4 protein-coding genes are annotated in these 4,342 nt (G+C 68.7%); all 4 read right to left on the reverse strand.

What is annotated here, in order from left to right:
• On the reverse strand, window positions 1–776 hold a 776-nt coding region (locus AC2VON_RS01685; protein ID WP_486951380.1), incomplete at its 3' end, for an MATE family efflux transporter.
• Window positions 777–863: 87 nt separating this feature from the next.
• Window positions 864–1,850 (reverse strand): DHH family phosphoesterase, encoded by a 987-nt coding sequence (locus AC2VON_RS01690; protein WP_486951381.1) that lies wholly within the window; start codon window positions 1,848–1,850, stop codon window positions 864–866.
• Window positions 1,840–2,355 (reverse strand): 30S ribosome-binding factor RbfA, encoded by a 516-nt coding sequence (gene rbfA / locus AC2VON_RS01695; RefSeq protein ID WP_486951382.1) that lies wholly within the window; start codon window positions 2,353–2,355, stop codon window positions 1,840–1,842. The genes AC2VON_RS01690 and rbfA overlap by 11 nt, the downstream gene beginning before the upstream one ends.
• 2 nt (window positions 2,356–2,357) lie before the next feature.
• On the reverse strand, window positions 2,358–4,342 hold a 1,985-nt coding region (gene infB / locus AC2VON_RS01700), incomplete at its 5' end, for a translation initiation factor IF-2 (protein ID WP_486951383.1).

The raw sequence follows: 4,342 nt of genomic DNA on the forward strand, positions 1-4,342 counted from the left end.
CGCGCCGCGACCGCGGCCGCCGAAATGAAGCAGGCCTGAAAAGCCAGGGTCCGCACCATCAGGTCGCGACCCATCACCAGCTGCGCGCGCAGCACCGCGCGGTGCGGTCGCACCGTCACCCGTTCGGCCAACAGCGCGCGGCCGAACAGCAGCGCAGCCAGCCACTGCCCCGCCAAATTGGCGGCGGCCGACCCGGTCAGCCCCAGGTGCGGCAACCCCAGCCAGCCGTACACCAGCAGCGGACACAACAGGGCCGACAAACCGAACCCGGCGACCACGTAATGCAGTGGCCGGACGGTGTCCTGCACCCCGCGCAGCCAGCCGTTGCCAGCCAGTGACAGCAGGATCGCCGGGGCCCCCAGGATCGCGATCCGCAACCACCGCAACGCCGCGTCGGCGATCTCTGCACCTGATTGGCCGCCTGCGATGGCCGACACCAGCGGCACCGCAGCAGCCTGCACCACCACGACGATCAGCGCGCCCAGACCTAACGCCAGCCAGGTCGCCTGTACGCCTTCGGCCACCGCCGAGGCGCGGTCGCCGGCGCCGAAGTAACGTGCCGACCGGGCCGTCGTGCCATAGGACAAAAACGTCAGGTCGGAACCGACCAGGCCGAGGATCAGCCCGCCGATGGCCAGCCCGGCCAGAGCTAGCGCGCCCAACCTGCCGACCACCGCGGTGTCGAACAGCAGATACAGCGGTTCGGCGGCGAGCACCCCCAGCGCCGGTAGCGCCAGCGCCGCGATGTGCCGACTACCGGCGGACCTGTCCGTCATCCGCACCATCCTTCGCGGGCGTGCGCAAACCCGGTCTGCCATCAGCGTGTCGCACCGCAGACACGCACGCTCACGCGAAGAACCGCCTCAGCCGAGCGCAGCGACCAACGCCGCCACCACGTCTGCGGCGACGCCGGTGGTCGAGTACCCGGCGGCGAGCTGATGTCCTCCACCTCCGAATGATGACGCCGCCGTCGTCAGATCCACCGCGGACTTGGCTCGCATCGACACCGACCAGCACCCCGGCTCGACCTCTTTGAACACCGCCGCCACTTCGGCCTGCTCGGTGGTGCGCACGATGTCGATGATGCTCTCCACGTCCTCGAAGCGCGCCCCGCTCCACTCCCGGTTGTCGACCACCGCGTAGACCAACCCGCGCCCGCCGACCGCGTCGGGCAGCAGCTGCGCCGAAGACAGCACCCGCGACAGCATCGACATCCAGGCGAATGGGTGGGTGTCCAGCAAAGTCCGGCTGATGCCGGCGTTGTTCACGCCGATCTCCACCAGCCGGGCCGCCAACCGGTGTCCACGAGCGCTGGCCCACCGGAACGACCCGGTGTCGGCGGCCAGCCCGGCGTAAAGGCAGTGCGCCACCGCGAGGTCGAGTGGCTTGCCCCACGCGTCGATCAACTCAGCCACCAACATCGTGGTCGAATCCGCGGACGGGTCAACGAAATTCACCGTACCAAACATCTGGTTCGAAGCGTGGTGGTCGATCACCAGCAGCTCGCGCGCCGAGTCGGCCAGATCACGCAGACCGCCGAGCCGGTTGAAACTCGGAATGTCGACCGTCACCACCAGTTCGGCGTCGCGGCGGATCACATCGGGGCTAACCAGCAACCTGCCACCGGGTAACGACTGCAGCGACCGCGGCAGCGTCGCCGGATCGGAGAAGCCGACCTGGACAGCTTTGCCGCAGCCGTCGAGCACCAGCGCCAGCGCCAGCCCCGCACCGATGGTGTCGGCGTCGGGATGAACGTGGCAGACCACCGCGACCGTGCCAGCCGCAGACACCAACTCGGCGGCACCGGCGGCGTCGACACGTACCCCCACCGCCGCCGACTCAGCCGCCACCACTGCCTCCTGAGTCCCCCGTGCCCGATGGCCCGACTCCTCCGCCGACCGTTTCACGGTCCGCATCGTCGTCGGGCAGACTCACCCGGTACGGGTTGGCCTCTCCCACCGGTTGGGCACCCTCGCGCATCCGAGCCAGATCGGCATCGGCGGCCTGGGCGGCGGCCAGCAGCTCATCCATCCGGTGTGCGGTGTCGGGCACCGTGTCCCGGATGAAGGTCAGCGTCGGAGTGAATCGCACCCCGGTCCCGGCGCCGACCCTGCAGCGCAGCACACCCTTGGCTCCTTCCAGGGCCGCAGCGGCTCCGGCGTAGTCAGGGTCGTCGTCCAGGGTGCGGCCCAGCACCGTGTAGTACACAGTGGCGTCGTGCAAATCAGCGGTCACCCTGGCGTCGGTGACGGTCACCCCGGCCAGCCGCGGATCCTTGATCTCGTACTCGATCACCGAGGCGACGATGGTGGAGATCCGTTTGGCCAGCCGCCGTGCGCGGGCCGGGTCAGCCATCGTTAGGTCCGTTCCTTTTGCACTAGCTCGTAGGTCTCGATGACGTCGCCTTCCTTGATGTCGGAGTAGTTCAGCGTCAGGCCGCACTCGTAGCCGTCGCGGACCTCGGTGACGTCGTCTTTTTCCCGGCGCAGCGAGGCCACCGTGAGGTTCTCGGCAACCACGACGCTGTCGCGCAGCAGCCGCGCCTTGGCGTTGCGGCGCATCACGCCGGAGGTGACCAGGCAGCCGGCGATGTTACCGATCTTCGAGGAACGGAACAGCGCGCGGATCTCGGCGCGGCCCAGCTCGACCTCTTCGTAGATGGGTTTGAGCAGGCCGCGCAGCGCCTTCTCGATCTCGTCGATGGCCTGGTAGATCACCGAGTAGTAGCGGATCTCGACGCCCTCGCGGTTGGCCAGCTCGGTGGCCTTGCCCTCAGCGCGCACGTTGAACCCGATGATGATCGCGTCGGACGCCGACGCCAGATTGACGTTTGTCTCGGTGATGCCACCGACACCGCGGTCGATCACCCGCAGCGCGACCTCGTCGTCGACCTGGATGCCCATCAGCGCCCCTTCCAGCGCCTCGACGGTGCCGGCGTTGTCGCCTTTGAGGATCAGGTTCAGCTGGCTGGTTTCCTTGAGCGCCGAATCCAGGTCCTCCAGGCTGATGCGCTTGCGCGAACGCGCCGCCATGGCGTTGCGCTTGCGGGCGCTGCGCTTGTCGGCGATCTGGCGGGCGATCCGGTCCTCGTCGACAACCAGCAGGTTGTCGCCGGCACCGGGCACCGACGTGAAGCCGATGACCTGTACCGGCCGCGACGGCAGCGCAGAATCGACGTCCTCACCGTATTCATCCAGCATGCGGCGGACCCGACCGTAGGCGTCGCCGGCGACGACCGAGTCTCCGACATGCAGGGTGCCGCGCTGCACCAGCACGGTGGCCACCGGCCCGCGACCGCGGTCCAGGTGCGCCTCGATCGCCACCCCCTGAGCCTCCATGTCCGGGTTGGCCCGCAGGTCCAGGGCGGCGTCGGCGGTAAGCAGCACCGCCTCCTCCAGCGCCTCGATGTTGGTGCCCTGCTTGGCCGAAATATCGACGAACATGGTTTCGCCGCCGAATTCCTCTGGTACCAAACCGTATTCGGTGAGCTGGCCGCGGATCTTGGCCGGATCTGCACCCTCCTTGTCGATCTTGTTGACCGCCACCACGATCGGCACATCGGCCGCCTGGGCGTGGTTGATGGCCTCCACGGTCTGGGGCATCACGCCGTCATCGGCGGCGACCACCAGGATTGCGATGTCGGTGGCCTTGGCACCGCGGGCACGCATCGCGGTGAACGCCTCGTGACCCGGGGTGTCGATGAAGGTGATCAGCCGGTCGGTGTCGTCGAAGCAGAGCGACACCTGATAGGCACCGATGTGCTGGGTGATGCCGCCGGCTTCGGCCTCACGGACCTTCGCGTTGCGGATGGTGTCCAGCAGTCGGGTCTTGCCGTGGTCGACGTGGCCCATCACGGTCACCACCGGCGGGCGGACCTGGAGGTCCTCCTCGCTGCCCTCGTCCTCGCCATACCTCAGGTCGAAAGACTCCAGCAGCTCGCGGTCCTCGTCCTCGGGGGACACGACCTGCACGTTGTAGTTCATCTCGCTGCCCAGCAACTCGAGGGTCTCGTCGCCGACCGACTGGGTGGCGGTGACCATCTCACCGAGGTTGAACAGCGCCTGCACCAGCGCGGCGGGGTTGGCATCGATCTTCTCGGCGAAGTCGGACAGCGAGGCGCCGCGCGCCAGCCGGATCGTCTCGCCGTCGCCATGCGGCAATCGCACGCCGCCGACCACCGGCGCCTGCATCGAGTCGTATTCCTGACGCTTCTGCCGCTTGGACTTGCGGCCGCGTTTCGGCGCACCGCCCGGGCGGCCGAACGCCCCCGCGGCGCCGCCGCGCTGACCCGGGCGGCCACCGGGCCGACCGCGGTAGCCGGTGCCCGCCGGTGCGGCGCCGC

It is taken from the genome of Mycobacterium sp. TH-M82 (assembly GCF_057473605.1).